24 protein-coding genes and 1 riboswitch are annotated in these 25,022 nt (G+C 52.3%); of the genes, 5 read left to right on the forward strand and 19 right to left on the reverse strand.

What is annotated here, in order from left to right; genetic code table 11:
• Window positions 1–69: 69 nt before the first annotated feature.
• The 4 genes from HJV72_RS06510 to HJV72_RS06525 form a co-directional block, all read right to left on the reverse strand.
• On the reverse strand, window positions 70–1,158 hold the full coding sequence (locus HJV72_RS06510; RefSeq protein ID WP_208069657.1) for a C40 family peptidase: 1,089 nt from the start codon (window positions 1,156–1,158) through the stop codon (window positions 70–72).
• 239 nt (window positions 1,159–1,397) lie between these two features.
• Complete coding sequence (locus HJV72_RS06515) at window positions 1,398–2,483, reverse strand: C40 family peptidase (RefSeq protein ID WP_208069659.1); 1,086 nt, start codon at window positions 2,481–2,483, stop codon at window positions 1,398–1,400.
• 28 nt (window positions 2,484–2,511) lie between these two features.
• Complete coding sequence (locus HJV72_RS06520; RefSeq protein ID WP_208069660.1) at window positions 2,512–3,594, reverse strand: C40 family peptidase; 1,083 nt, start codon at window positions 3,592–3,594, stop codon at window positions 2,512–2,514.
• A 220-nt stretch (window positions 3,595–3,814) separates the two neighbouring features.
• Window positions 3,815–4,756, reverse strand: a complete 942-nt coding sequence (locus HJV72_RS06525) for a CPBP family intramembrane glutamic endopeptidase (protein ID WP_208069661.1) — start codon at window positions 4,754–4,756, stop codon at window positions 3,815–3,817.
• A 180-nt stretch (window positions 4,757–4,936) separates the two neighbouring features.
• Window positions 4,937–5,042, forward strand: a riboswitch (TPP riboswitch).
• Between HJV72_RS06525 and thiT the strand changes: the two genes are divergently transcribed.
• The 4 genes from thiT (at window position 5,039) to HJV72_RS06545 (ending at window position 7,105) form a co-directional block, all read left to right on the forward strand.
• The gene (gene thiT / locus HJV72_RS06530) at window positions 5,039–5,608 is read left to right on the forward strand and encodes an energy-coupled thiamine transporter ThiT (protein ID WP_208069662.1); all 570 of its coding nucleotides are present in this window, start codon (window positions 5,039–5,041) and stop codon (window positions 5,606–5,608) included. Its footprint overlaps the riboswitch before it by 4 nt.
• 103 nt (window positions 5,609–5,711) lie before the next feature.
• Window positions 5,712–5,960: a DUF3781 domain-containing protein gene (locus HJV72_RS06535; RefSeq protein WP_208069663.1), complete on the forward strand. Its 249-nt coding sequence runs from the start codon at window positions 5,712–5,714 to the stop codon at window positions 5,958–5,960.
• 82 nt (window positions 5,961–6,042) lie between these two features.
• Window positions 6,043–6,597 (forward strand): helix-turn-helix domain-containing protein, encoded by a 555-nt coding sequence (locus HJV72_RS06540; protein ID WP_066574850.1) that lies wholly within the window; start codon window positions 6,043–6,045, stop codon window positions 6,595–6,597.
• 16 nt (window positions 6,598–6,613) lie between these two features.
• Window positions 6,614–7,105, forward strand: a complete 492-nt coding sequence (locus tag HJV72_RS06545; RefSeq protein ID WP_066574847.1) for a prolyl-tRNA synthetase associated domain-containing protein — start codon at window positions 6,614–6,616, stop codon at window positions 7,103–7,105.
• Window positions 7,106–7,278: 173 nt separating this feature from the next.
• Here HJV72_RS06545 and HJV72_RS06550 read toward each other — a convergent pair whose 3' ends face one another.
• Genes HJV72_RS06550 through HJV72_RS06560 form a run of 3 tightly spaced genes read right to left on the reverse strand, consistent with a single transcriptional unit; the run spans window position 7,279 to window position 11,099 of the window.
• Window positions 7,279–8,460: an ABC transporter permease gene (locus tag HJV72_RS06550; RefSeq protein WP_208069664.1), complete on the reverse strand. Its 1,182-nt coding sequence runs from the start codon at window positions 8,458–8,460 to the stop codon at window positions 7,279–7,281.
• Window positions 8,457–9,128 (reverse strand): ABC transporter ATP-binding protein, encoded by a 672-nt coding sequence (locus tag HJV72_RS06555; protein ID WP_208069665.1) that lies wholly within the window; start codon window positions 9,126–9,128, stop codon window positions 8,457–8,459. The genes HJV72_RS06550 and HJV72_RS06555 overlap by 4 nt, the downstream gene beginning before the upstream one ends.
• A 21-nt stretch (window positions 9,129–9,149) precedes the next feature.
• Window positions 9,150–11,099, reverse strand: a complete 1,950-nt coding sequence (locus HJV72_RS06560; RefSeq protein ID WP_208069666.1) for an HlyD family efflux transporter periplasmic adaptor subunit — start codon at window positions 11,097–11,099, stop codon at window positions 9,150–9,152.
• Window positions 11,100–11,426: 327 nt separating this feature from the next.
• Between HJV72_RS06560 and HJV72_RS06565 the strand changes: the two genes are divergently transcribed.
• Complete coding sequence (locus HJV72_RS06565; protein ID WP_208069667.1) at window positions 11,427–11,609, forward strand: hypothetical protein; 183 nt, start codon at window positions 11,427–11,429, stop codon at window positions 11,607–11,609.
• 45 nt (window positions 11,610–11,654) lie between these two features.
• On the opposite strand, the gene HJV72_RS06570 is transcribed toward HJV72_RS06565, so the two are convergent.
• The 12 genes from HJV72_RS06570 to iolN all read right to left on the reverse strand — a co-directional run bounded on the left by HJV72_RS06570 (window position 11,655) and on the right by iolN (window position 25,014).
• Complete coding sequence (locus HJV72_RS06570) at window positions 11,655–12,851, reverse strand: MFS transporter (protein ID WP_208069669.1); 1,197 nt, start codon at window positions 12,849–12,851, stop codon at window positions 11,655–11,657.
• A 122-nt stretch (window positions 12,852–12,973) separates the two neighbouring features.
• Entirely contained in the window at window positions 12,974–15,001 is a 2,028-nt protein-coding gene (locus HJV72_RS06575) for an oxidoreductase (RefSeq protein WP_208069671.1), read from the reverse strand.
• Between the two features lie 104 nt (window positions 15,002–15,105).
• On the reverse strand, window positions 15,106–15,594 hold the full coding sequence (locus HJV72_RS19735; protein ID WP_208069673.1) for a PaaI family thioesterase: 489 nt from the start codon (window positions 15,592–15,594) through the stop codon (window positions 15,106–15,108).
• Complete coding sequence (locus HJV72_RS06585) at window positions 15,584–16,618, reverse strand: GGGtGRT protein (protein WP_208069801.1); 1,035 nt, start codon at window positions 16,616–16,618, stop codon at window positions 15,584–15,586. The genes HJV72_RS19735 and HJV72_RS06585 overlap by 11 nt, the downstream gene beginning before the upstream one ends.
• Window positions 16,619–16,627: 9 nt before the next feature.
• Complete coding sequence (locus HJV72_RS06590) at window positions 16,628–17,320, reverse strand: iron-sulfur cluster assembly scaffold protein (protein ID WP_208069675.1); 693 nt, start codon at window positions 17,318–17,320, stop codon at window positions 16,628–16,630.
• Between the two features lie 4 nt (window positions 17,321–17,324).
• Window positions 17,325–17,801, reverse strand: a complete 477-nt coding sequence (locus tag HJV72_RS06595; RefSeq protein ID WP_208069677.1) for a LeuD/DmdB family oxidoreductase small subunit — start codon at window positions 17,799–17,801, stop codon at window positions 17,325–17,327.
• Window positions 17,798–19,075: a 3-isopropylmalate dehydratase large subunit gene (locus tag HJV72_RS06600; RefSeq protein WP_208069679.1), complete on the reverse strand. Its 1,278-nt coding sequence runs from the start codon at window positions 19,073–19,075 to the stop codon at window positions 17,798–17,800. The genes HJV72_RS06595 and HJV72_RS06600 overlap by 4 nt, the downstream gene beginning before the upstream one ends.
• Before the next feature lie 5 nt (window positions 19,076–19,080).
• Window positions 19,081–20,235, reverse strand: coding sequence for a 2-methylaconitate cis-trans isomerase PrpF family protein (locus HJV72_RS06605; protein ID WP_208069681.1), 1,155 nt, complete (start codon window positions 20,233–20,235; stop codon window positions 19,081–19,083).
• A gap of 63 nt (window positions 20,236–20,298) precedes the next feature.
• Window positions 20,299–21,705, reverse strand: coding sequence for an aldehyde dehydrogenase family protein (locus HJV72_RS06610; protein ID WP_208069683.1), 1,407 nt, complete (start codon window positions 21,703–21,705; stop codon window positions 20,299–20,301).
• 52 nt (window positions 21,706–21,757) lie between these two features.
• Window positions 21,758–22,660, reverse strand: coding sequence for a hydroxymethylglutaryl-CoA lyase (locus tag HJV72_RS06615; protein WP_208069685.1), 903 nt, complete (start codon window positions 22,658–22,660; stop codon window positions 21,758–21,760).
• A gap of 11 nt (window positions 22,661–22,671) precedes the next feature.
• Entirely contained in the window at window positions 22,672–23,865 is a 1,194-nt protein-coding gene (locus HJV72_RS06620) for a CaiB/BaiF CoA transferase family protein (protein ID WP_208069687.1), read from the reverse strand.
• Between the two features lie 30 nt (window positions 23,866–23,895).
• The gene (gene iolN, locus HJV72_RS06625; protein ID WP_243765546.1) at window positions 23,896–25,014 is read right to left on the reverse strand and encodes a 3-dehydro-scyllo-inosose hydrolase; all 1,119 of its coding nucleotides are present in this window, start codon (window positions 25,012–25,014) and stop codon (window positions 23,896–23,898) included.
• Window positions 25,015–25,022: the final 8 nt, after the last annotated feature.

A 25,022-nucleotide genomic window follows, 5' to 3' on the forward strand; every position in this document is an offset into this window, starting at 1 on the left:
ATATCTAAGGTCAGAATACTACATTTTACTATTTTTTTCAATATATTTACAGAAATTGCCAGCTTTTTCCTACCAATATCTTGCATAACCGACTGCTCTTACGTTGCTGACCATGATATTGGTTCCGGTCTGCTGCGCCTCGATCATCTTGCCGTTGCCGATATAGACGCCTACATGCCCGGGCTTCCAGGCGATATCTCCCGGCTGTGGATTGGATACTTTCTTTCCGGCCGCATACTGCGCCTCAGAATTTCTCGGAATCGAGATTCCCGCGACACGGTGCGCATACTGGACGAGGCCTGAACAATCCAGTCCTACTCCCGGTGTCGTTCCTCCCCACTTATACGGAACGCCGAGCTGTGAATAAGCAGCGCTGACTATCGCCTGTGCGACCGCTGTATCTCCCTGTCCCTGATAGGATGGCTGTGACGTGGATGGCTTGCTTACGCCGCCTCCGGTGCTTCCTGGGCCTGCGTCTCCTGACGGCGTCTGTGCCGTCTCCTGCTGCCGTGCCTGCTGCTGTCTTGCCTCTTCCTCTTTCCTGCGTTCTTCGGCAGCCTTTTCAACCGCGGCCTGTATCTCGCCGTCGAGGTTGGCAATCTCTGCCTGCTTGCTCTCGAGTGTCGCGTCAAGACTGTCCTTGTCCGACTCGAACTGCTGCTGCATATCTTCCATGCTGGCCATCTCTTCCTCCAGCGTATCCTTAAGGTCAGCTACTTTCTGCTTCGTCTCCACATAAGCTGTCAGCATCTGCCGGTCATATGTATGTACATTCTGGACATATTCCGCCTTGTTTACAAGGTCTGAAAAGTTCTTAGCGGATACAAGCGTCTCTACAAAGCTTGTGTCTCCTTCTTCATACATGAACTTGATGCGGAGCTTCATGTCTTCATATTGTTCTTCTTCCTGCTTCTGGGCTTCCTTTAAATCATCTTCCGCCTTTGTAATTTCTTCACCCTTTTCTATCAGATCACTTTCCAGCTGGCTGATCTTCGACACAAGTTGTGTCAGTTCCTCCTGAAGGGAACCGACTTCACTTTCAGCCGCCGCTTTATTCTTCTTCAAATCGTCCACCGTAGGTTCAGCAAATACCGGCGTCGCTACGAGCGCGCTCGCCACGGACGCTACGATGACAGCCTGGGTCAGTCTATTCTTCATTATTTCACCTTTCCTGTTATTATACTTTTTTAGTGCTGATATTCCATATGGTAAAACCGTTGCACTTCTGGTGTCATTCGGGATATACCTGTCTAAAATTTCATATATACACGTAAAGGATACTATATATCGTTTCTTAATTCAACATTTTTCTGTAAAATGTGACAGGTAAATTATAGTACAGGTGATAGTTCTGGTATCAAAAAACGGACCGGTCGAACCGGTCCGCTGCTGCTTTACTAGAAAATTCTTCTGACACATTTGATAGGCCTGTATGTAGCGCTGCTGATCTTGATTCCGCCTTCTGGATAAGGTGCAGAATTTGATGCATGCACAATGCTGCCCCCACCGATGTAGATGCCGACATGGCCGCCGTAGAAAATCAAGTCTCCGGGCTGAGCCTCTGAGTAGCTCACCGCTCTGCCACAGGCCTCCTGCGCGGCATCGTTATGCGGTAGTGATACACCGAACGCTGCATATACTGCCATCGTAAAACCAGAACAGTCTGCTCCGTTCGTCAGGCTGCTTCCGCCATATACATATTTGTTGCCCACGAACTGGCACGCATAGTTGGCAACCGCTGAACCGCTGCCGCCGGATGGCGGTGCATAAGGTTTGTCATCGTTGCCGCCGTCGTTCCCTGAACCGCCTTGCTCTGTACCGCCTGCATCCGCATCATTCTGTCCTGCGCCGCCTGCTTCTCCCGCTGCCTGCTGCTCTTCCACCGCTGCCGCCAGCGCATCCTGAATGCTCTGATCCAGCTGTGCAATCTGAGACTGCTTGGAAGAAATCGTACTGCTTAAAGATACCTTCTCTTCCTGCAACGCAGCCTGCTTGGACTGCATATTCTCAACTTCTGTGTCCAGACTGTTCTTCAATGTCTCAACTTTTTCTTTCGTCTTAATATATTCTTCGAGTTTTTGCTTATCATAACTGTGCACATTCTGCACGTATTCCGCTTTGTTGACCAAATCGGAAAAGCTCTTTGCAGATAATAGTGTCTCTACAACGCTGCCGTCCCCTTCTTCATACATATACTGGATACGGAGCTTCATATCGCTGTACTGCTGGCGCTCCTGATAGGCCGCCTCTTCCAGCTCTTCGTTTGTCTTCACAACCGCTTCCGTCTTTTCCTGCAGCTCAGCTTCCAGTGACGTAATCTTCTCCAACGTCGCTGACAATTCGCTCTGAAGGGTATTGACCTCGCTCTCGGCTGCCGCCTTGCTGCTCTCCAGATCGTCTACCGACGGTTCTGCAAACACCGGCGTTACAACCAGCGCCCCCGCCAATAATGAAATAGTACACACTTTACACAGTTTCCTCATAAGTCTCTCCTTAGTCTAAGTATTCCCCTTACCAGTAACGTCTGTACCATGGTGAACCATATACATTCGCTACCCTAACTACATCCCCTGTGTGTGGTGCATGAATCATCTGTCCATTTCCTATATATATGCCGATATGGGTTCCGTAACATACCAGGTCTCCCGGCTGTGGGCTGCTGACAGCTTTTCCGCCGCCTCCCTGCACCTGCGATGTACGTCCGATACTGATTCCCGCTACTCTGTGGCAATATTGCGTAAGGCCTGAACAGTCAAGGCCTACTCCCGGTGTCGTGCCTCCCCATACATATGGCACCCCGAGCTGGCTGTACGCCGCGCTGACTATCGCCTGCGCTGTAGCGGTATTGCCTGTTCCGGTATAGTCGATACCGGAGGAGCTGCCTCCGCCGTTTCCACTGCCGGAACCGCCGCCTGTACCGGTACCGCCGCCTCCGTTATTGTCTGCCGCAGCCGCCTGGCGTTCCGCCTCCTGCTGTCTGGCCGCCTCTGCTGCCGCAGCTTCTGCCGCCGCCTGTATCTGCGTATCAAAATCTGCGATTTCTGACTTTTTCGTCTCAATCGTCGTGTTTAATTCATCTTCTTTACTTTCATACTCAGACTGCATACCCTCCAGGTTCGACTTTTCTTCCTCCAGAGTCGTCTTTAAATCCGCAATCTTTTTCTTTGTATCTACATATTCCTGAAGCTTGTCACGGTCATAGTCATGTACGTTCTGTACATATTCGGCTTTATTGACCAAGTCTCCGAAATCTTCCGATGTTACGATTGCCTCTACCGCGCTCGTATTACCTTCTTCATACATGAACTGGATACGGAGCTTCATGTCTTCATACTGCTGCTTTTCAAGTTCTTCTGCTTCCTTCAGGTCCTCTTCTGCCTTTGTGATTTCCTCCCCTTTGGCAATCAAGTCTTCCTCCAGCTGCCCGAGCTTGTTCAACAGATCTGTCAGCTGGCTCTGCAATGAACTGACTTGTTCTTCCGCTGCCTTCTTGTTCGCCTTCAGGTCATCTACCGACGGTTCTGCAAACACAGGCATCACAATCAAAGAACTGGTCAGCACTACCGTCACCAATGTAGCTTTCCATCTCTTCATAAATAATCATCCTTTTTACTTATTTTTAACTCCCTCATTCGTCTAACATAGACATAGTACCCCTACATCTAGGAATGATTATACCTTATATTGCCAAATTTTGCAATAAAATTTAATAATTTCGTAACAATTATCTTCATAGAATAATAAGGTCCGCTTCTACAATATATTCATTTCCAGCTGCTTCTGCCATTATCGTGCATTAAAAAAATCTGGCAGCTTATATAGCCGCCAGGTTCTCATTTTCACCCGGTTTGTTTGGGTAATCCGGTCTTTCTTCAATTCTTTGTATGAAGACGAACATCGTTGCCGCTACTGCCGCACATACGACTGTGACGATACCTATCCTCATGATATCCGCTGCCAGCCAGTCAAGCAGCTCATATTTCGTTGCCAGCACCGAGAATATGTTCATGACTACATGGGCAGCCACAGGCGCTTTTATGGAACCATATTTTTCATAAATATATGCCAGCATCAGACCGAGCACGAAGCTGTAGATCATCTGCACGAGGTTCACATGCAGTATCGCGAACACGACAGAGGAGTATATGGCTGACTGCATATATCCCGCCCCGGCCCTCAGGCGTTTGAACATAAGCCCCCGGAATACGAGTTCCTCACATACCGGCACCAGAATTCCAAGACAGATGATCTGAATCAGAAGAGGCGGCGTATACAGTATCTCCATCGTCTCCTCGTAAGTACCGCTTATGGCGGATACCCCGCTGATTGCAATCAGGTTGTTGAGGCCCCAGCACATCGCCACCGACATCAGAAGCACTGCCCCGTATTTCCATATAGGCGCCTTCTTGTTCGGAAGGATTCCTGACACCCGCTCCTTCACTCTGTCCTTGTGGAAAAGGATAAGCATGACAGGTATAGTGATGAATGCCGCTATCCCTTCGATAGCCGTCTGCCATTTCATAAGCTCCTCAAGTATGGCATTATACAGGTTCATCATCTGCTCCTGATTCTCCATCGCTTTCATAGCCGCGTCATAATGCGCTGACATATATAAGAAAGAACATACCATAGCACCGGCCATCATCGTGGCGAATGCGATTCCCCACTTGATGAGCAGCGGCCCCCACAGACGCATGAACCGCCTTCCGCCGCTCTCAACAGGCATCGGCGGTGTTCCATTTTGCTGCTGTTCCATAATAAACCTCACTTTCTTTCAATTACTCTCTCTATTCTACTTCTCATCAACGCAACATGCAATTAAAAAAGTATAAATTCTTTGAAACAATTCAAAGGGGTCAGACCCCTATGGCCATAGGGGTCTGACCCCTTCCGTACAACCCCCGTACTTGACACATCTGTATTTTCTGACTATTATAGTAGTTGAACGGGGCGCCGATATGGCTGAGATGGGCATGATTGTGTCCAGACCCTTATAACTTGATCCGGGTAATGCCGGCGTAAGGAAGGAGAATTTAATATGTCAAAATCAAGTATCAAGACCGGCACTTCTTCAAGTGCCGTCACTAAGAAACTCGTGTTTTCTGCAGTTGGAATCGCTCTTGCTATGGTGACTTCTTACATTAAAGTGTGGGAGATGCCTATGGGAGGTTCCGTCACTTTATTATCCATGTTGTTCATCTGTCTTATAGGATATTGGTATGGTCCGAAGTACGGTATACTGGCCGGGGCTGCCTATGGTATACTTCAGTTTGTCGTAGATCCGTACATGCTCTCGATTCCTCAGGTGGCGCTCGATTATCCGCTTGCTTTCGGAGCGCTCGGTTTGTCCGGTTTTTTTTCTGACAGGAAATATGGTCTGCAGACGGGTTATATCGTGGGCGTCCTCGGCAGGTTCATCTGCTCTCTTCTCTCCGGTGTTATATTTTTTGCATCTTATACGCCGGACGGAATGAATCCGTGGGCTTATTCCGCACTCTACCAGGGGTCATACCTTGGCGCCGAAGCTGTGATTACTCTTGTCATCCTAACGCTGCCGCCAGTCACGAAAGCGCTGAAACATGTCAAGGTGCAGACAGTCATCCAATAGGTATGAGACGCCGCAAAACAGTTCAGAATCTTCTGTTTTGCGGCATTTTTTTATAATAAATCTTATAATATCATTATCAAATATCACGGAGGTAATATAATAAATGGATAGGAATCATGAATTGCTCCTTCATCTTGACCGTCTACGTACGACGGAGCTAGGTGTCTTACGTATCAAGAAAAATCTTTCTCTGGACACGGATTACGTGGTTGACTGGTGCAAAGAGAAGCTGAAGCAGCCCGGCGCCTCTGCCACAAGAAAGGGGAAAAACTGGTATGCCCACTTTGACGGCTGTATCCTAACAATCAATGCTGACAGCTACACAATCATAACCGCACATAAGGAAAAGTAGCAGAACCTGTCTTTACTTTCTTCCCGGTTTGCAATATAATAGAAAAAAATTCTATATACCGGAATATGGGGAGGGAAAACATTTGGATGATTTAAATAAGCTGATAGCCGATAATTTAAAGGAAATTCGCAAATCCAAGGCATTGAGCCTGGAACAGGCGTCTTCCCTCACCTCCATCAGCAAAAGCATGCTGAGCCAGCTGGAGAGAGGTGAAGTAAACCCGACGATATCCACGGTTTACAAGCTTTCTCTTGGCCTGAAGGTGCCCGTAACGGCATTTACCGCGCCAAAGCCGACCCCGTTTTCAAGAACAAGTAAAAAAGAAGTCGCGCCTCTTATCAGCGATGACGGCCGTTACCGTCTGTATCCGGTCTTCAGCTTCCGGGACGGCCAGGATTTTGAAATCTTTGATTTTGAATTCGATGAAGGCGGACAGATGGCGGGCAACAGGCAGATGGCAGGCACGCGTGAGTTCATCACCGTATACAGCGGACAGCTGACGCTTGTGTTCAAGGACATGGAATATGTGCTGGAAGCCGGCGATTCCGCCGCATACAATGCCTTTGACGACTACATCTATAAGAATACAGGAAAAGGGATGGTTACTGCATGCATCGTCGTGCACTATCCGAATTAAGAAAGGAGAAAGAGACATGGACAATCAAAAGCAACGCGTATATGACGCACTGGACAAGCTGAAAATCAAGTATGAAGTAGTGGAACATGAGCCGGTACACACGATGGAGGATATGGACCGCCTCGGGCTTCCCGCCAAAGGAACGCTCTGTAAAAATCTGTTCCTGCGCGACGCCAAAGGTAAACGGCACTTTCTCGTGACATGTGATGAGAAAAAGACGGTTGACCTGAAATCACTCGGCCGTGCGCTCGGTGCGGGCAACTTAAGCTTTGCCTCAGAAGAACGGCTGGAGCAGTATCTGGGCCTTAAGCAGGGCAGCGTCTCTCCGTTCGGGCTCATGAACGACGCTGACCATGCGGTGGAATTCTTCATCGACAAGGACCTCGGACGCTGCAAGAGCCTTGGCATCCATCCGCTGGAGAACACGGCGACCGTGTTCCTGTCCTTCAAGGACCTGGACAAGTTTCTCTGGGATTTGGATGTAGATGTCATGAAAATCAAATTATAGCCATGTATGATACAAGGGACAGACTGGCCACTTTCAGCTCATCTGTCCCTTTCTTATACCGTATCAATGATATAATCATACAACCAGTCTTCCTGCATTTACGAGCACTTCTCCTCACGTTCCTCCGGCATTGCCAGTCTCACATATGTCCCCGACACACGCCCGACGGCGGCCTACCCGACATACCTGAGCGCCTCGATCGGCTGTTTTTTGGCGGCCTTATTCGCCGGATATATGCCAAAGATAATACCGATTCCCATGGAAAATGCAATTGATATCCATACCACGCCCAGTCTCAACGTGTAATTCATATCTTCTCCGCCCACACCTGATATAATCTGGAGCGTAACCCAGGACAGAAAAATTCCAGCCGCGCATCCCATCAGGCTGATCATGAGCGCCTCGATAAGAAACTGAAGCATGATGGTACCCTTCCCCGCCCCGATTGCCTTGCGGATTCCAATTTCCCGCGTGCGTTCTGTCACGGATACAAGCATGATGTTCATGATGCCGATGCCCCCCACGAGCAGGGAAATGGCCGCGATGCCCCCGAGCAGAAGCGCCAGCGTGCTTGTGACGCTTTCCATGGCTTCCATGACCGCAGACTGATTGATGACCGTAAAGGCGTCCTCATCCTGGTTGAACCGTTCCAACAAGGCCGTCGTCAGGGCGCTCTGTGCATCGTCGAGCGTCTCTTTGCTTGCAGCGGACGCGCAGAATGTCGTCACATCGGACGATACGTCATCCATAAGACGGATGAGGGACGTGTACGGAATATAGGCCTCATTATTTTCCGTTGTGCTGGAATCACTGTCCTTTGCAGCCAGCACGCCGATAATCTGATACTCCGTCCCATTCAGCTTTATCGCCTCGCCGATTACATCCATCCGCCCCATCACCTCTTTGGCAAGACCGGCATTGATGACCGCCACATTCGTATGGTTTTCCACATCTATATTCTTGATAAACCGGCCCGCATACAATTCCATCCCCTGGATGTCATAATAAGCGCTAGTCGTCCCATAAAGGGACGCGCTTTCCTCGGAATAGGAACTGGCCGCAGTCACACTGCTCTGCGCAACCGGCGCGGTTGCCTCGATCTCCTCATCTTCGGCCAGTTCGGATACATCCGCCAGCTTCAGCGGCCTGCCCTTGTCATCCTGCACCGTGACCGTCAGCAGATTGCTCCCGATACTGGATATCTGGTCCGTCACAGATTCTGTCGTCCCGCTTACGAGCGACACGAGCACGACAAGAGACATGACCCCGATGATGATGCCGAGCATGGTCAGAAAGGAGCGCATCTTGTTCGAGGCAATTGATTTCCATGCCATTTTTACAGCCTGCACTATCATGCTTCTACCTCCTTTACCTGGCCGTCCAGTATATGGATGCTCCTTTTTGCCTGCCTGGCTACGGAGTCGTCGTGGGTGATGAGCACAATCGTATTCCCCTGTCCGTGCAGCTCGTGGAACAGGTTCATAATCTCGTCTCCTGTCTTGGAATCCAGGTTTCCCGTCGGCTCATCGGCCAGAAAAAGGGACGGACACGTCGCAATCGCCCTCGCGATAGCAACCCTCTGCTGCTGTCCTCCTGACAGTTCATTCGGTCTGTGGGCTCCCCTTCCTTCCAGCCGTACCTTTGATAGGGCTTCCGTTACCCGCTCCTTTCTCTCGTTTTTCGGCACCCCCTGGTAAATCAGGGGCAGTTCTATATTTTCTGCTGCTGTCATGGTTCCAATCAGGTTGAAGCTCTGAAAGATAAACCCTATCTTCTTATTTCGTATCCGGGCCAGCTCCGACTCGGAATACGCTTCGATAGCCTGGCCGTCCAGCGTATACGTCCCCTCGTCTGCCATATCAAGGCATCCGATGATGTTCATCATCGTAGACTTCCCGCTCCCGGAGGGACCGACTATGCTGACGAACTCTCCTTCCTCTATCTGCATGCTCGCACGGTCGAGGGCGCGTACCTCCACCCCGCCGATCCGGTATATCTTGGATACATCATGAAATGTAATCATCTCTGTCCCCCTTCGCTCCCTTTACTGTTCATCCCCGTTGCCCGGCCCGTCCTGGGGCATGCTTCCCCAGTCCGGCATCTCGCCGTCTGGCATCTGTCCGCCATCCGGCATACTGCCGCCATCGGGCATCATCATGTCCTGACCGCCTATCACGCCGCCGGATTCTTCCGTACCGGTGCTGCCCGCTCTCAGATAATACACGGTATCTCCCTCGCTCAGCCCGCTTACGATCTCCACCTGGCTTCCATCGGACAGTCCGGTCTCTACTTCAACCTCATCCGTCAGATTTCCTTCCCCATCCTTTCCTGTATATACGAAAGCGCTGTCCCCTTTTTCCTGGAGAGCGCTGACCGGTATGAGCACCGCATGTTCCGATTCCTCGATGCGAATGGTTGCCGACGCGCTCATGCCCAGCATCATATCCTCTGTTTTCTCCAGCGTAATCTCCACCGGATATTTTGCGCTGCTGCTCCCTGATGATGCTGTCTGGGATACGTTTGTGACGGCCCCTTCAAATTCCTGCCCGTCCAGGGCATCCAGCGTGACAGCGGCCGGCTGCCCTTGTTCTACAGACAGGATATCCAGCTCATCTACTTGGATGGATACCGTTACATCTTCCCCAGACGCTATCGTAAATGCCGCCGCTTCATATGCACTGTACACGCTGCCGCCGGATGTGCCGGAACCGCTCCCGGATGTGCTGCCGCCCGAAGCGGCGCTCCCTGCACCGGCACTTCCTGTTCCGTAGGCATCCCCGGAAGCTGCCCCTGCTGCCTGTGCCGCCGCTGTGCCGGTGCTTCCTCCCTCCTTGCCGAGGGCAGAACTTCCCGACGCAGAACTGCTGTCCTGGCTGTCTTTTTTCGCATCATCTGCACTCTGCGCCACGGCTGTCTTGGCAAATCTGGCCTTTATCATAAGAATGCTGTCCCCGGAATCGCTTTTTTGCACTTCGCTTGTGACATCGGCTCCTTTTACCTCCGGGATAACGTTGGTGGAAAATTCATATCCGCTCTTTGCTGTCAGCTTAATCGTCGCTGTGTAAGCCGTATCGGCCTGAAAGACGTCTGCCGCACAGTTCCACGTGATGGTCCCTGTGTATGCGTCCGTCTCTTTTATGTTGGACTGCGGCTTCTGGCCGGCTGCCGGTGCCTCCACCGTAAGGCTTACGTCTGAAATATTCTGGACGCTTGTAATCGTATCTGCCGCGGAAAGCAAGAGAATCTCCGCACCGCTGCCCGTATCCGACATGGCCGCTGTCCCGCCGGAAGTACCTGATTCCTTTCCTGTCCCCGAAGCAGCTCCTGAGGCCGTATCTCCGGAGCTGGCGCCTGTCCCTGACGCCGTGCTCTGCGTAACCTCCGTGTCAGCGGACACATTGACGCTGTCGACCGTACCTGCACACGATGCTGTCACCGCCTTTGTCTCCAGCAGCGTATTGAGAGACGCTTCCGCGGCATTTAGCTCCTCCATCTGGCCATACAGCACCTTTGCCTCAAGGTATTCCGTAGTGCCGGAATCATCTGCATCGTCAGACAGGCTGTCTATCTGCTCCTGCACGCTTTCTTTGCTCTCTTTCACTTCCAGCAGTTCACTGGCGATGGACGCCTCGTCCAGTGTCGCCAGCGTCTGGCCTTCCTCCACCGTATCTCCGCTCTCCACCAGGACTTCCTTTACCTTGATTCCGGTGGGGACCACGACGTCCGTGGCCGTCCCGTTCTGAAGCGTTCCCGTGCCGACAACCGTCGTGCTGATGCTCCCTTTTTCCGCCGTTGCAGACTGGACCGTCCGCTCCGCCGCCTGGCTGCTCTTACCCTTTGCCCGTGCGATAAGCCCGACCACCAGTGCAAGAAAGAGCACCGCAACAATTACCACCGTTATCCAGAACGATTTCTTCTTCCTGGCCTGCCTGAGCTTCTGGCCCAATCCCTTCCTGTCTACACGTAGCGAAAACTTTTTAGCCTGATTCTCCATTATCTCCTCCTGTACCTGTAAATTATTTTTACAAATATCAACTACCATAAGATTACTGGAAAAATACGGGTATTCTGTGATTACAGTGTGAAAGAACTGTGATTTCAGTACAGCATAGTATGTTCGCGCTCAAATTGGGGACGGGATATTTTTAAAAATACCCCGTCCCCGGACAACCCGGACAATGCTACATTTTTTCTGTCTATTCTGGTATAATTATATAAATCGGTTTTTTCCGACATTACAAGATATGGAACCAGATGCAATATAGCTTAAACTGACCACATTGGCCGCTTCGGTGGCTAAGAAAGGATTGAAAGAAACTGAATGAAAGAAAGGGTATATAAGTTTTTTCTTGTCCTGATGGTGTGCCTGTCCCTGGGTTCAGGTCCCATAGCCCAAAATGAGATGGCCAAGATGCTTGAAGCGCTTTCAGGAACAGGTGAGGCGCAGGTTCAAGAACTTGATGAAGAGAAAGAGGAGGAAGAAAGAAAAAAATGGCTAAGATAAAATGGGGTATGGTGCTTATATGATAGGTATGATACCCCATACTACTTATTCTTTTATCTTTCTCCCCGGCAGCAGCATGAGCGCAGCGACGGCTGCCGCGGCAAGACAGATAACATCCAGCAGCATGGCGCCGAAGAGGTCGAAGCTTCTGCTGCTGATTCCCATAAGCCATGGGAAGATAACCGCTCCGCCTGCAATGCACAGGAACAGGGCGGTCGATATCTTTCCGAGGGCAGCCGGATACCACCTGTATCCTATCGTGAGCACGAGCGGGATGCACGCCCCGGAGAAAAGGCCGGCACCGGCCACTCCGGCTACGGTCACCGCCGGTACTCTGCTGACAATCCCTGCTGACAGACATGCCGTGCCGATCAGAAGGCCGGCCTTCAATATCCGCTCTTCCCCTGTGTATCTCGTCAAAACCGCGCTGGACAGACGGCTGAAGATAAGTCCGACCCAGAATGCCGACACGCTCAGGTTGGCAGCAGCCGGCGCCAGATGCAGCGATTCCTGCATATAGGCAGGCAGCCAGCTGTTGATTCCCATCTGATGTCCGCAGTAAAAGAGCAGGATGGCCATCAGGCAGAATACGCGGGCACACATGACGTGTCCTCTCCTGCCGCCACCGGCACTGCTCTTCTTGCAGGCTTCTTCTGCCGTGGCCGCAGCTTTTGGCGCATATCCTCTCTGTACGGCATAATAGAACAGCCCCGACAAGACGCATATGATTCCCAGGTAAAAATATGTATCCCGCCATGCCGTCCCGCGCTCCATCAGCATCGTCGTAAAAACCGGCCCTGCGAAAGCGCCGATGCCAAAGCTGCAGTGCAGCAGATTCATATAAAAGCCGCTGTTGACCGTATTTAACCTTGAGATAGCTGCGTTGATAGATGCATCCAGAAATTTCATGCTGATGCCAATCAAGAGCAGCAGCATAAGAAAACTATAGTAAGAAATAAAAAAGCGAATCGTAATCAGCAATAGTCCCATCAGGAAATAAGACATAAGCACGAGATGCCTGCTGTCAAACCGGTCTATGAAACATGCAGAAAGCAGGATGCCCAACGTACATCCTGTATTGACAACTACAGCAAAGATACCTCCCTGCGCCAAGTCAAGCCCAAACTCTCTGACAAGAACGAGAAGCTGTGTCCCCGTCATCGTAGTAAAGACAGCATAGATAAACATCAAAACGTACAACATCACTGTAATCTTCAGGTTATTTCTTTCTGTTCTATCCATATCATACCTCAATCCGTACCCCGTCCTCTTCTGACCACCGCAGGCCCGGCAGCCAGATACAAGCTGCCGTTCCAGACTTGCATTAATTACAGTATCTGGCAAAATGGCCCTTCCAACAGATGCTATATGCGTTCTGCCTCCATATATGCAGTGTAGACGGCGTCTTTTATCTTGCCTGCCCGGACGGCGTCTCCTATCCGGACAACCATATACGGCTTATCGGCGAATGCTTCAGATTCATTCGGCTTCAGCCCGCCGGCCAGGATGACCGTATCTGCCCGGAGCACTTCCTCCCTCTCCTCTCTCAGGTTGAAAATGCGTACTTGCGAATCTGTAATCTCTTCCACCCTGCACGAGGGGCAAAGCCTCACACCATTCTTTGCAAGCGTATACAGTACGGTCTCTTTACAGAATACGTCCATATCGCTGCATATGCCATCAAGCATCTCTACAACGGTAATCCTGCGCCCCGGCGCGGCCCCGGGGCGTTCTTTGGCTTCAAACCGCAAGTCTCCCCCAAGCTCTGTGGCACCAAGGCATACTATATCCACAAGCTCGCCAGAGAAATATTCCGCCACCTCTGCCCCGGACGCACCGCCGCCTACGATGACGACGTCTCTGCCTACCCTGTCTGGTTCGGTCAGCGCTTCGTATGCATTGATGACATTTGGCAGGCTGCTGCCCTTGATCCTCTTAATATAATGAGAGCCGCAGGCAAGAAACACGATGTCAGGTTCCAAAGCATCTACAGCCTCTTCTGACATATCCATGCCCAGCTGCATCTTTACGCCGAGATCTGCAAGCTCCCGGCCGTACCAGTCCACGAGCCTGCCTATCATATCCTTGTGGGGAGGCACTTTCGCCGCGTTCAGCGTTCCTCCGGGCTTCAGCCGCTTCTCATACAGCGTCACCTCATGTCCTTTCAGCGCCGCCATCCTGGCGGCTTCCATCCCAGCAGGCCCGGCCCCGATTACGACGACCTTTTTTCTCTGGGCGGCATACCCACATCCATGGACAGACAGGCTGCCCTGCCCGCAAAATTCTGCTTCCCGCCCCGTCTCCGGATTAACCGCGCAGCATATCTGCCTGTCGTCGTCAAGCGTGTCAAGGCAGTATTCACAGGACAGACAGTGGCGGATACGGTCCGGCTTTCCAAGGGCCACCTTTGCGGCATAGTCAGGGTCCGCAAGCTGCGGCCGGCCAAGCGCGACAAGGTCTGCTTTCCCCTCGGACACAATCTGCTCCGCGTATTCCGGCTCCCGTATACCGATAGCCGTAAACACCGGGATATCCACCGCCTGCTTGATAGCTTCGGAATATGGCACAAGCAGACCCTTTGCCTGAGGCAGACAGTAGGGCGGAGTCGTCATGAGATAGGCAGACGGCTGTGACGCAGAGATGTCAATTGCCGCCACGCCGCTGTCGGCAAGCACCTTTGCAAGCGCCACCGCCTCTTCAAGCTCCCTGCCCCCCTCTACAAATTCATTGGCGCTGAAGCGCACCATAACAGGAAATCTTGGACCAAGTGCTTTCCGGCACTTTTCTATGATTTCAAGAAGAAACCGGTTCCGGTTCTCAAAACTTCCACCATATTCATCCGTCCTTTTGTTGAACACAGGTGACAGGAATTCCGCTATCAGATATCCATGGCATCCATGCAGCGTAATGGCATCCATGCCCGCCTGCTTTGCATATGTAGCAGCAGCCACAAACTGTTCCTGGATGCGGTGAATCTCCTCTACGCTCAGAATCCTGCCAGGATTATCCTTATACTTTGACAGCCCTGACGGGGACACCCGGGGCGGTATGGATGCTTCGCTTCCATAGTGTACCAGCTCAACCGAGACCTTTGCATGGTACCGGTGGATCTTCTCCACAAGCCTCGCCCATGACGCCGTATACTTCCTGTCACATATCATCGGCTGCCGCGGGTGGTTGCGCGTGTCCGCGGCTATCCCTGCCGCCTCCAGGATAATGAGGCCGGCTCCTCCCTTTGCCCGCCTGACATAGTATTCTTCCATCTGAGGGGTCACACACCCGTCCTCGGAAGATAGATTTGTGTTCATGGGCGGAAATACGATTCTGTTCTTCACCTGGACAGATCCTATCTGCACAGGCGACATCAAGTTCTTAAATGCGTTCTGCTTCATACTCTTATCCTCTCATACATGTATTATCAAACTGTCAGCATCACCTGGTCATATCTGCATGCTCCGTATGTGTACGTCCATAATGGAGCATACGGTATTTGAAGCTATACGAAGGTTCCGGATGCCGTAGCTGCAGGCTGTCCGCCGTCCGACGACACGACCTCGGCTGTCAGGAACAGAATCCGTCTGCCCTGCCTGTTTATCCTCGCTCGTACGGTAAAGACTTCTCCGAGGCGCAGAGGTCTTAAAAAGTCTACGGACAGGTGTACCGTGGCGGCGCTCACCGACTGCTTGTAAAAGCGGACCAACAGGCCACACGTCATATCTACCGCTGTAGTTATCAGCCCACCGTGCATCGTCTGCATCGGATTCAGCTCCCATTCCTGCACCGGGAATTCCATCTTAAGCTCCTTGTCCCTGAAACAGCAGCCTGAGAAGGTCCCGTGCATCTTATCATAGATATGCCGCGTCTCCTCCTCTCGTTCACCGAGGAACACCGCTTTCATGATTCGTTCCATATAGACCTGCCCGTCTTCCATATCCAGCCTTCCATAGACCGGACCGTCAAGCTGGCAGAACACTTTATAATCCACCTTCTATCCCTCCCGTGGTCCCGCTGCCGCTTCTGATCTCCCCGACAGCCACTGCGAGGCGGACGGTCGCCCCTACCATCGGATTGTTGCCCATCCCGACAAATCCCATCATCGCCACATGGGCCGGTACAGAAGAAGAACCAGCAAATGTCGTGTCTCCGTACATCCTGCTCATAGAATCTGTCAACCCATAGGAAGCCGGCCCTGCTGACGTCTCATCCGGTCCGAGTGTCCTCCCGATTCCACCCCCGGAAGCACAGGCAAAGTAAGTCTTGTTTCGCTCAAGACATCTCTTCTTGTACGCTCCGGCGACAAGATGGGTAAATCGCACCATATTCGTCCCGTTACCAGAGATTGACACATCCACGTCCTCCCACTCCATGACCGCCACGCCCTCTCTGACCTCGTCGGCGCCGTAGCACCGTATGCGGGCCCGCTCACCGCGCGAATAAGATTTTTCGTCCAGAATGGAAAGCACGTCGGTCTTATAGTCAAAGCGTGTCTTCACATACGTAAATCCGTTCATTCTGGATATCATCCTGGCCGCGTCCTTGCCCAGACCGTTCAATATCACTTTCAGCGGCGTCTTCCTCACCTTGTCTGCGGACTGGACGATGCCGATGGCTCCTTCTGCAGCTGCAAACGATTCATGGCCCGCCAGAAATGCAAAGCACTTGACTTCCTCCGACAGAACCATGGCTGCCAGCCGACCGTGCCCGATACCCACCTGACGTTCATCAGCCACCGAGCCTTCCACACAGAAAGCCTGAAGCGCTTCTCCTATGACCAGAGCTGCTTCTGAGGCCGTGGCAGCGCCGGAGGACAATGCGGCCGCTACACCGGTCGTATATGCCCAGCAGGCATCGTCAAAGCAGATAGGCTGGATGCTTCTTACGATGGCACGGACATCCAGTCCATGGGACAGGCATACGGCTTCTGCCATCTCCAGATTCTCGATGCCATATTTATTTAATAATGCTTCTATCTGGACAATCTTCTTGTCCATATTCTGAAATCTCACCATCACAGTCACCTACTCCCTTCGCGGGTCTATATAGCGGGCCGCCTCTTCGTACCTTCCACTCACACCTGTCGCATCCGCCAGCGCTTTATCCGTCTGCACGCCATGGCGTATGTCTTCCATCATCTGACCGACATTGACATATTCATAGCCGATGATTTCCTGCTCCTCATCCAATGCCATCTTCGTCACATAACCTTCCGTCATCTCCAGATAGCGGGGCCCCTTAAGCTGTGTCGCATATGCGGTTCCCACCTGGCTCTTCAGCCCTCTCCCTAGATCTTCCAGCGCGGCTCCGATATCAAGGCCGCCTTCTGAGTAAGATGTCTGTGTCCGCCCGTACACGAGTGCGAGAAATATCTCCCGCATGGCTACGTTGATGGCGTCACAGACAAGATCTGTGTTGAGCGCCTCCAGAATCGTCTTGCCTGTAAGTATCTCAGAAGCCATTGCAGCCGAGTGGGTCATGCCGGTGCAGCCAAGCACTTCCACAAGCGCTTCTTCTATCACGCCCTCCTTGATATTCAGTGACAGCTTACACGCTCCCTGTTTTAATCCGCACGTCCCTACACCGTGGCTGAAGCCTGAGATATCTGTTATCTGCTTTGCCCGGACGAACTCCCCCTCCTGTGGTATGGGGGACACTCCTTCATCTGCGCCGCACTTTACACAGCATTTATCCAGCAATTCTTTCGTATAATTCATCGTCTCACACCTCTTTCAGATACGGGAACAGACCTCCGGCCTCGATAATCTTCATCAGATGCCCCGGCAGCTTCTGGCACTTATACCGCTCCGCTCTCGTCAGATTATAGATATATCCATCTTCCACATCTACCTTCAGCCGGTCTCCTTCCCGTATTTTATCCGTGTCTTTACACTCGATGGCAGGAATGCCAACATTAATCAGATTCCGGTAGAAGATCCGGGCAAATGACTTGGCCGCCACTACGCTGATTCCGAGATGCTTCAGCGTCAGCGGCGAAGTCTCCCTGCTGGAACCTGAACCGAGGTTGCTGCCCGCCACAAAGATGTCTCCCCTTTTCACTTTCCTGTAAAAATCCGGATCCACCGCACTCATGGCATATCTGGCTGCCTCAACTACCGGAAGCTCCATATACTGGGGCGGGGAGATGATGTCTGTGTTGATATTATTCCCATACTTTAATGCATTTCCTTCTGTCATATTGCCTGTCCTCCCTGCCACTGTTCATCAGCAGACCTTATACTGCCTGCTACAGCACTTGCTGCCACCGTGAGCGGAGATCCGAGATAGATCTTGCCGTCCCTGCTGCCCATACGTCCCAGAAAGTTCCGGTTGCTCGATGAGATGCACGTCTCTCCGGATGCGATAAGCCCGCTGTGCAGCCCTACGCACACCCCGCATGTAGGCGCCATGATGATGCCTCCTGCCCCTGCGATTACATCAAGATAACCGAGTCTTCCGGCCGCCCGCCATATATTTCTCGAAGCCGGGGATACCAGAAGGCGCACGCCTGAAGCCACCTTTTTCCCTCTCAGATACTGCGCCGCCATTTTCAGGTCGTTCAGCCGCCCGCCGGTACAGGATCCGAGATATGCCTGCTGTATCTTTACATCGCCCACATTGTCAACATCTGTCACACGGTCCACCTCATGGGGACAGGCCACCTGTGGCCTCAACTCCTCTGCCCGGAACCGGTATGTCCGGCAGAAAGTGGCATCTTCATCGCTGAAGCACGGTTCGTATTCGTCTATGCCAAGACTTTCAAGATATTCCCTTGTCGTATTGTCAAATGGCATAAGTCCGGCCTTAGCCCCCATCTCAACCGCCATGTTCGTTACCGCCATGCGTTCATCCATAGAGAGCTTCTGAATCGTATTCCCCTGGTATTCCACAGACATGTACGTCGCTCCCGCGTGACCGATTGTTCCTATAGTACGAAGTGACAGGTCTTTTGCCATCACATTGGATGACATACTGCCTTCCCATATGACCCGGATTGACTCGGGCACTTTCAGCCACGTCCGCCCCGTCGCGAGGATACCAAGCATCTCTGTAGACCCTACTCCACTAGCAAATGCATTGAGCGCGCCACCCATGCAAGTGTGGGAATCTGTTCCGAGCACTATCATTCCGGGCCTGACATTGCCCGTCTCTGCCATCACCTGATGGCACGGCCCCTCGAACTCATAATAATTCCGTATGCCGTTTAAAGCCGCCCACTCTCTTGTAAACTTCACAATCTCCGCCTGCTGTATGCTGGCCGGAGGCGTATAATGGTCTGAGATGATGACGACTTTTTCCGGGTCCCATACCGGCTTGCCGAGTTCCTTCAGCTGTTCCGCAATCTGGATACGGGGGCCGAGTATATCGTCCATCATAGCCCGGTCCACATCCACCCATACGATATCGCCCGGTTTCACATCTGCAACTTTTGCCGCTCTGGCAATCATCTTTTCTGCTAATGTCTTTCCCATATGCATCACCTGTAATGTCTTTCCGGCAGATATACGATGCCGTCCATTATCCTTCTCGCAGTTCTGTATACGCCTGCCTTTTTCAGCTCGATTCTGTCCGTGTCCACATCCACCTCAGATTCGACAGGTATCCTGCCTGACGGATGGCCGATATACACCTGCGCCCTATCTTTTGCCTCTTCTTTCAGCACGTCATACACTACACTTCCGGGTATGCGCAGTGCCGCCGCCGTGGCCACGGTACCTGTTATCGGATATGCCTTGTGCATCTTCAGCATGAACAATAGTCTGGCTGTCACGTCAATCTCCTCTTTGCCGACCTTCTCGCCATTGACCGCCACATAGCTGGACGGTTCAGATACGATGGAGAAAAACGGGTTATACGGACTTTTGGCAGCCGCCTCTTCCGGCCTGCCGCATAGTCCGAACCGCACTGCCGCCTCGCCTCTTATCTTCTCTATCAATCGCATCAAAGATGCGTTATGTTCTATTTCATACGGGCTCTCTGTCCCTTTCATATCAAGGGCTTCTGCCTTGATAAATACGACCGGATTGCCCGCGTCTATGAGCGTGACCTCATATGAGCGTCCCTCTGCCTGGATTACATCTCTCACATTACCGGTAGGCAGAAGCTTTCCTGTAAGCCCTCCTGCCGTATCCGACCAGTCCAGCGTAATCTTCGCCCCGGTTCCTGGCACCCCGTCAATCCTGAAATCGCCTGCACATATCGCCCTTCCTTCTTCCGTCGGCACATAGGCGGTTAGAATCTTACCGGTATTCTTCATGTGGATACGCACCTTTGCAAGCGGTCCGTCCGCACGGACCATCCCTTCGTCGATGGCATAAGGCCCTACTGCTGAGGATATGTTCCCGCAGTTTCCGCTGTAATCCACTTTATCGGTATCAAAGCTGACCTGGGCAAACGTATAATCTACATCCGCGTCTTTTCTGGACGAAGGACCGATGATGGCCAGCTTGCTTGTGAGCACGTCAGCCCCTCCCAGCCCGTCTATCTGTCTCGTATCAGGGCTGCCAAACACAGCCCTGATAACCTCATCCCTTGCTTCAGGGTCTGACGGCAGTTCATTTTCCCTGATAAATATTCCTTTGCTCGTTCCGCCTCTGACAATCGAACATCTTAAGCTTTTTCTGACTTCCATCTATGCATGCCCTCCTTCAGACCCATTTTCCTTCCTCTGTCTTACCGCAGCTTTGATTCTGCTTTAATTCTTCATCACATCTCCGAACAGTTCTTCATCTGACGGTATCGTTCCTTTTATTGGAACTGACAGCCATGTATTGTTCAGGAAATGCTTCAGCGTGATATTCTCTGATACGATATTGCCGCCCCATGTGCCACACCCAAGCGAACCGGTAAATGGCATTCCATTGTTCCAGTCTCCGCTGTTGCCCACGCTCTGAGGCTGTCGCACCATCACCCGCGTCGTCTTCGTGTTCAGCGCAAGCGCAAGGATATGTTCCTCATCCTTGGATTGGATGCCGCAGGAATGTCCTGCTCCCTGGTACGCATGAATCTCATTTACAATCTGTACGGCCTCGTCAAATCCCTTATACTTATATACTGCCAGCACGACGCTCAGCTTCTCTCCTGAGAATGGGTATTCCGCTCCTCTGCCAGACTCTTCCACGAGGATAAACTCGCAGTCATCCGGTACGTCATCGATTCCTGCTATCTGTGCGATTCTTTTCGCCGGCTGCGTCACGATGTCCCGATTCAATATGTGGTTCTCCGGGAACTGTGGCCACAAAGCCTTCTCAAGCTTCTGCTTGTCTTCTTCCGCCACAAGGTACGCTCCCTCTCCCTTCAGACATTCGATAAACGCGTCATAGATCTCCTCCTGTACGACGATAGCATTCTCGCATGAGCAGCCGGACGCATAGTCGAACACCTTGCTCACATGTACGTTACGTGCCGCCTCCTTTAAGTCTGCCGTCTCATCGATGACTACGACCGCGTTGCCCACGCCCACACCATAGGCGGGGGTACCGGAACTGTACGCAGCCTTCACCATGCCTGCGCCGCCCGTCGCGATGACGAGGTCTGCCTGTTCCATAATCTCCCGGCTCATCTCCATCGTCGGATGCTCCGCGCAGACAATCAGGTCCTCCGGCGCGCCGTAGCGCTTCAGAACATCCCGCATCACTTCAGCCACAAGATATGTCGTCTTCTGGCTTCTGGGATGAGGGGAGAAGATAATTGCATTGCGGCTTTTCACCGCCAGCATCCCCTGTGTCGCCGGACATAATTCCGGCTGCGTCGTAGGGATGAGAGAGCCGATGACGCCGACCGGCTTGGCAATCCTGCGGATTCCCGTCTCCTTGTCTTCTTCCACCACACCGACAGACTTCTGGGGATTGATGTCGCTCAGCACGCCTCTCACTTTTTTGTACAGCTTGCCAAGCTTCGCCTCATAGGTCCCCATCCGCGTCTCCTCAAGGCAGAACTTTGCTATCCTCTCTACGGTTTCCTCCTGGACGAGCGCCCATCCAACGGCCCTCGACAGCCGGTCCACCTGTTCCTGGCTGTATGTATCTGCCACAGCCTGGGCTTTTCTGGCCCGCTCCACCAGTCCCTTCACATATTCGTGCTCATTCCTCTTTTCAGACATGATTCATTCCTTCTTTCTCTCTAATATCCTTATGTAGCGTCCACGTTGCCTGTCATATGTTGTCATACGTGCATGCATTCAGCATATTGCCAGTCAGATTGGCATGTACCGTCTTCCTGACAAGCGCCGCGGCCTTCAGCAGCTTCTCCTGGCACACGCCGTGGGCTATCTCCATGTAGTCCAGCATGTTCACCAGATCTTCTGTGGCCACATTTCCTGCAGCTCCCGGTGCGAAGGGGCATCCTCCGAGCCCCCCAATGGAAGACTCGAACGAATCTATGCCCTCCTGCATGGCAGCCAGGATATTGGCAAGCCCTAATCCTCTCGTATTATGAAGATGGAACGTAAACGTGGCATCCGGATAGCTCTGTCTCACATCCGCGGCAAGCATGGCGGTCTGCTTCGGATTGGCAATCCCAATCGTATCACACAATACAAACTCTTCTATCCCCGCATCCCTTCCTGTGTCAATCAGCTTATATACCTGTTCCCGGCTCACTTTACCTGCATAGGGGCAGCCGAATGCTGTCGCGATATCCAGTCTTATCTTCAGCTCCGGCACAGCCTCCCTAATGTTCCTCAACTCTTCTGCCGACTCCTCTGTCGTCCTGTTCACATTTGCTTTATTGTGAGCCTCGCTTGCAGAGATGACATAGCTTACTTCTTTTACACCGCAGGACATGGCGTTCCTTGCCCCTCTGGCATTCGGCGTGAGAGCGATCTTGCGAAGCCTCTCAGCCGGATAGTCCACGGATGCCGCAAGCGCCATCGCATCCGCCATCTGCGGCACGGCCTTCGGATGCACGAAAGATGTAATCTCCATATCTCTGACCCCTGCATCCACAAGGCTGTCGATGATCCTCTTCTTATCGGCGGTGTCAATAAAATCCTTTACATTCTGGAAACCGTCCCTTGGCCCAACTTCTATAATCTTAACCTTCTCCGGCAGTCTCATAAGAATCTCCTTTACACTATCCCCTGCATCTCCAGCTCTTCTAACTGACCGGCAGACAGGCCGAGCAGGTCCCTGTACACTTCTTCATTGTGCTGTCCGAGAAGCGGGGCAGGCCTGTCAATCTGCGGATTCGTCTCGGTCATCTTGAACTGCGAGCCGTTCAATACCGTATCACCGGCGACCGGATGCTGCACATGTACGAACATTTCCCTGGCCTGTGCATGAGGGTCTTCCACGACCTGCGCCAGATTATTGATTGGCGACGCAGGGACGCCGTTCTCAAGAAGCAGCTCCACAGCATCCTTGGTCGTAAAATTACTCGTCCATTCCTGTATGACAGGGCGCAGCTCCATGTAACGCTCCACACGCTTCGGATTCTTATCATATCGTTCGTCCAGCGCCAGCTGAGGCCTGCCCATCACTTCGCACAGCTTCACCCAGAGCTTGTCGTTCGCCGCCCCGATTACCATCATACCGTCTTTCGTCTCAAACGTATCCGTAGGGTAATTGGATTCATAGCGGTTTCCTATCCGTTCCGGAAGCCTGCCGCCCATCGTATAGATTGGATAGATGATCTGCATGCTTGCGATACCGGAATCCATCATACCGATGTCCACTTTCTGGCCGACGCCCGTACTGTTCCTGTATTGGAGCGCAGCCAGCAGGCCGATGGCGAGAGAATATCCCGCCAGGCTGTCTGCCATCGCCGTCCCGACTCTTGTCGGACCGCCGTCCGGCCACCCGGTCACGCTCATAAGTCCGCAGCTCGCCTGTCCGATGACATCATAGCCCGGGCGCTGCGTATACGGCCCGTAATGCCCGAAACCGGACACTGCCCCGTATATGATCTTCGGGTTCCTCTCTTTCAGCACCTCATATCCAAGGCCAAGCTTCTCCATCACACCCGGACGGTAGTTCTCCACCACGATGTCAGCTTTCTCCACCATGCCAAGAAACAGCTCTTTTCCTTCCGGCTTCTTCAGATTTAACGTGATTCCCGTCTTGTTCCGGTTTACATTCATATAGTATCCGCTCTCTCCGTTCACGAAAGGACCGAAACTGCGGCTGTCATCTCCCTTGCCCGGTATCTCTATCTTAATCACTTCTGCTCCCAGATCTGCCAGCATCATCGTGCAGAACGGACCTGCAAGGACACGGCTCAAATCCAGGATACGAATACCACTAAGAGCGCCTTTTGTCTTCATATCATTCACCTTCTTCTATCCCGGCGCCGCTTATTCCATCCCGACTCTCGGAAGTCCGTAGACAGAACGCCAGCCTTCGCTTCCAGGTTCTTTTAAGTAAGCAGCTATCTCTTCCTCCGTGCGGTGTGTCACTTCCTCTGTCGGCGGAACCGTGCCGGCAGGGAATGCCTCCAGCAGTTCATCCACACAGTAGGTGAGATATTCACATGCCGCCAGTATCGGACGCTTTGCCTTCCTCGCCTCGGCGATGGCAGGGCTTCCCACTACCCCCTCTGGCGTACCTTTATACGTAATCGGAGAAGTCATCTCCGTCTCGCTCCATCTCTGAGGCCTGTGGAAGCTGTCGGTGGAATTGTCGAATCTTCCCGGCTCAAAGTAACTCTTCGGATGCGTCTCATCTGCATGGCTTAAGTCCACCATTCCTTCAGGAAAGCAGAGCATCCCCACCGAAGTCTCACATTCGTCTGCATGTACGAACGGCGTCTTAACCATATCTTCTTTTGCTCCCGGGTAGAAGAATTCGCGGATAGCGCGGTGCCAGTCCATCACCTGGATGATACATGGAAGCTGATACCGGTACAGGAATTCATGAAGTGCCGTCTCCAGCACCCAGAGCTGCCCGTGGTTGTTGATATAGATCTGCTTGCGGAAACCGTCGTTCCACAGGCCAAGCATCGTCGCGACAAGCGTCTCCACCGCTACCCTCTGCGGAACCATAACCGTACCCGGCATGCCGAGATGGTGGTATGGATGCGCTCCGTATGGAAGAGGATTGTATGCCAGATTCACCTCGCAGCCGTCTTTTGCCGTCGCGCGGCGGACGCCTTCTGCGATGGACTGGCACTGGAACGTATCGAGCGCAGATACGGTATGCATGCCGTGGCATTCGGTACACCCTACCGGCACGAGCACCACATCATTTTTCTTTCTCTTCTCGACGACCTTCCACCTCGGTGTCGTCTGGATATATGTATCTGCGATACCGATTTCTGACGGTGACGGAATCTCGTAACGTTCTTTCAAGAGCCGGTCTACTTCTTCCTCACTCATATCCCATATCTTTTTCTTCAGCTGCCCGACCTTCGTATTCTCAAATGTAATTGCCGGATGCTCTGTCGTAATCCATATGTTGCTTCCATAGTCTGCCATATTCTCTT

The organism is Extibacter sp. GGCC_0201 (genome assembly GCF_017566055.1).
Taxonomy (GTDB): Bacteria; Bacillota; Clostridia; order Lachnospirales; family Lachnospiraceae; genus Extibacter.

Bases quoted from the DNA above. Each gene is read 5' to 3' on its own strand.
- HJV72_RS06510 (WP_208069657.1), bottom strand. From the start codon at position 1,158: ATGAAGAATAGACTGACCCAGGCTGTCATCGTAGCGTCCGTGGCGAGC.
- HJV72_RS06515 (WP_208069659.1), bottom strand. From the start codon at position 2,483: ATGAGGAAACTGTGTAAAGTGTGTACTATTTCATTATTGGCGGGGGCG.
- HJV72_RS06520 (WP_208069660.1), bottom strand. From the start codon at position 3,594: ATGAAGAGATGGAAAGCTACATTGGTGACGGTAGTGCTGACCAGTTCT.
- HJV72_RS06525 (WP_208069661.1), bottom strand. From the start codon at position 4,756: ATGGAACAGCAGCAAAATGGAACACCGCCGATGCCTGTTGAGAGCGGC.
- thiT (WP_208069662.1), top strand. From the start codon at position 5,039: ATGTCAAAATCAAGTATCAAGACCGGCACTTCTTCAAGTGCCGTCACT.
- HJV72_RS06535 (WP_208069663.1), top strand. From the start codon at position 5,712: ATGGATAGGAATCATGAATTGCTCCTTCATCTTGACCGTCTACGTACG.
- HJV72_RS06545 (WP_066574847.1), top strand. From the start codon at position 6,614: ATGGACAATCAAAAGCAACGCGTATATGACGCACTGGACAAGCTGAAA.
- HJV72_RS06550 (WP_208069664.1), bottom strand. From the start codon at position 8,460: ATGATAGTGCAGGCTGTAAAAATGGCATGGAAATCAATTGCCTCGAAC.
- HJV72_RS06555 (WP_208069665.1), bottom strand. From the start codon at position 9,128: ATGATTACATTTCATGATGTATCCAAGATATACCGGATCGGCGGGGTG.
- HJV72_RS06560 (WP_208069666.1), bottom strand. From the start codon at position 11,099: ATGGAGAATCAGGCTAAAAAGTTTTCGCTACGTGTAGACAGGAAGGGA.
- HJV72_RS06565 (WP_208069667.1), top strand. From the start codon at position 11,427: ATGAAAGAAAGGGTATATAAGTTTTTTCTTGTCCTGATGGTGTGCCTG.
- HJV72_RS06570 (WP_208069669.1), bottom strand. From the start codon at position 12,851: ATGGATAGAACAGAAAGAAATAACCTGAAGATTACAGTGATGTTGTAC.
- HJV72_RS06575 (WP_208069671.1), bottom strand. From the start codon at position 15,001: ATGAAGCAGAACGCATTTAAGAACTTGATGTCGCCTGTGCAGATAGGA.
- HJV72_RS06585 (WP_208069801.1), bottom strand. From the start codon at position 16,618: ATGGTGAGATTTCAGAATATGGACAAGAAGATTGTCCAGATAGAAGCA.
- HJV72_RS06590 (WP_208069675.1), bottom strand. From the start codon at position 17,320: ATGAATTATACGAAAGAATTGCTGGATAAATGCTGTGTAAAGTGCGGC.
- HJV72_RS06595 (WP_208069677.1), bottom strand. From the start codon at position 17,801: ATGACAGAAGGAAATGCATTAAAGTATGGGAATAATATCAACACAGAC.
- HJV72_RS06600 (WP_208069679.1), bottom strand. From the start codon at position 19,075: ATGGGAAAGACATTAGCAGAAAAGATGATTGCCAGAGCGGCAAAAGTT.
- HJV72_RS06605 (WP_208069681.1), bottom strand. From the start codon at position 20,235: ATGGAAGTCAGAAAAAGCTTAAGATGTTCGATTGTCAGAGGCGGAACG.
- HJV72_RS06610 (WP_208069683.1), bottom strand. From the start codon at position 21,705: ATGTCTGAAAAGAGGAATGAGCACGAATATGTGAAGGGACTGGTGGAG.
- HJV72_RS06615 (WP_208069685.1), bottom strand. From the start codon at position 22,660: ATGAGACTGCCGGAGAAGGTTAAGATTATAGAAGTTGGGCCAAGGGAC.
- HJV72_RS06620 (WP_208069687.1), bottom strand. From the start codon at position 23,865: ATGAAGACAAAAGGCGCTCTTAGTGGTATTCGTATCCTGGATTTGAGC.
- iolN (WP_243765546.1), bottom strand. From the start codon at position 25,014: ATGGCAGACTATGGAAGCAACATATGGATTACGACAGAGCATCCGGCA.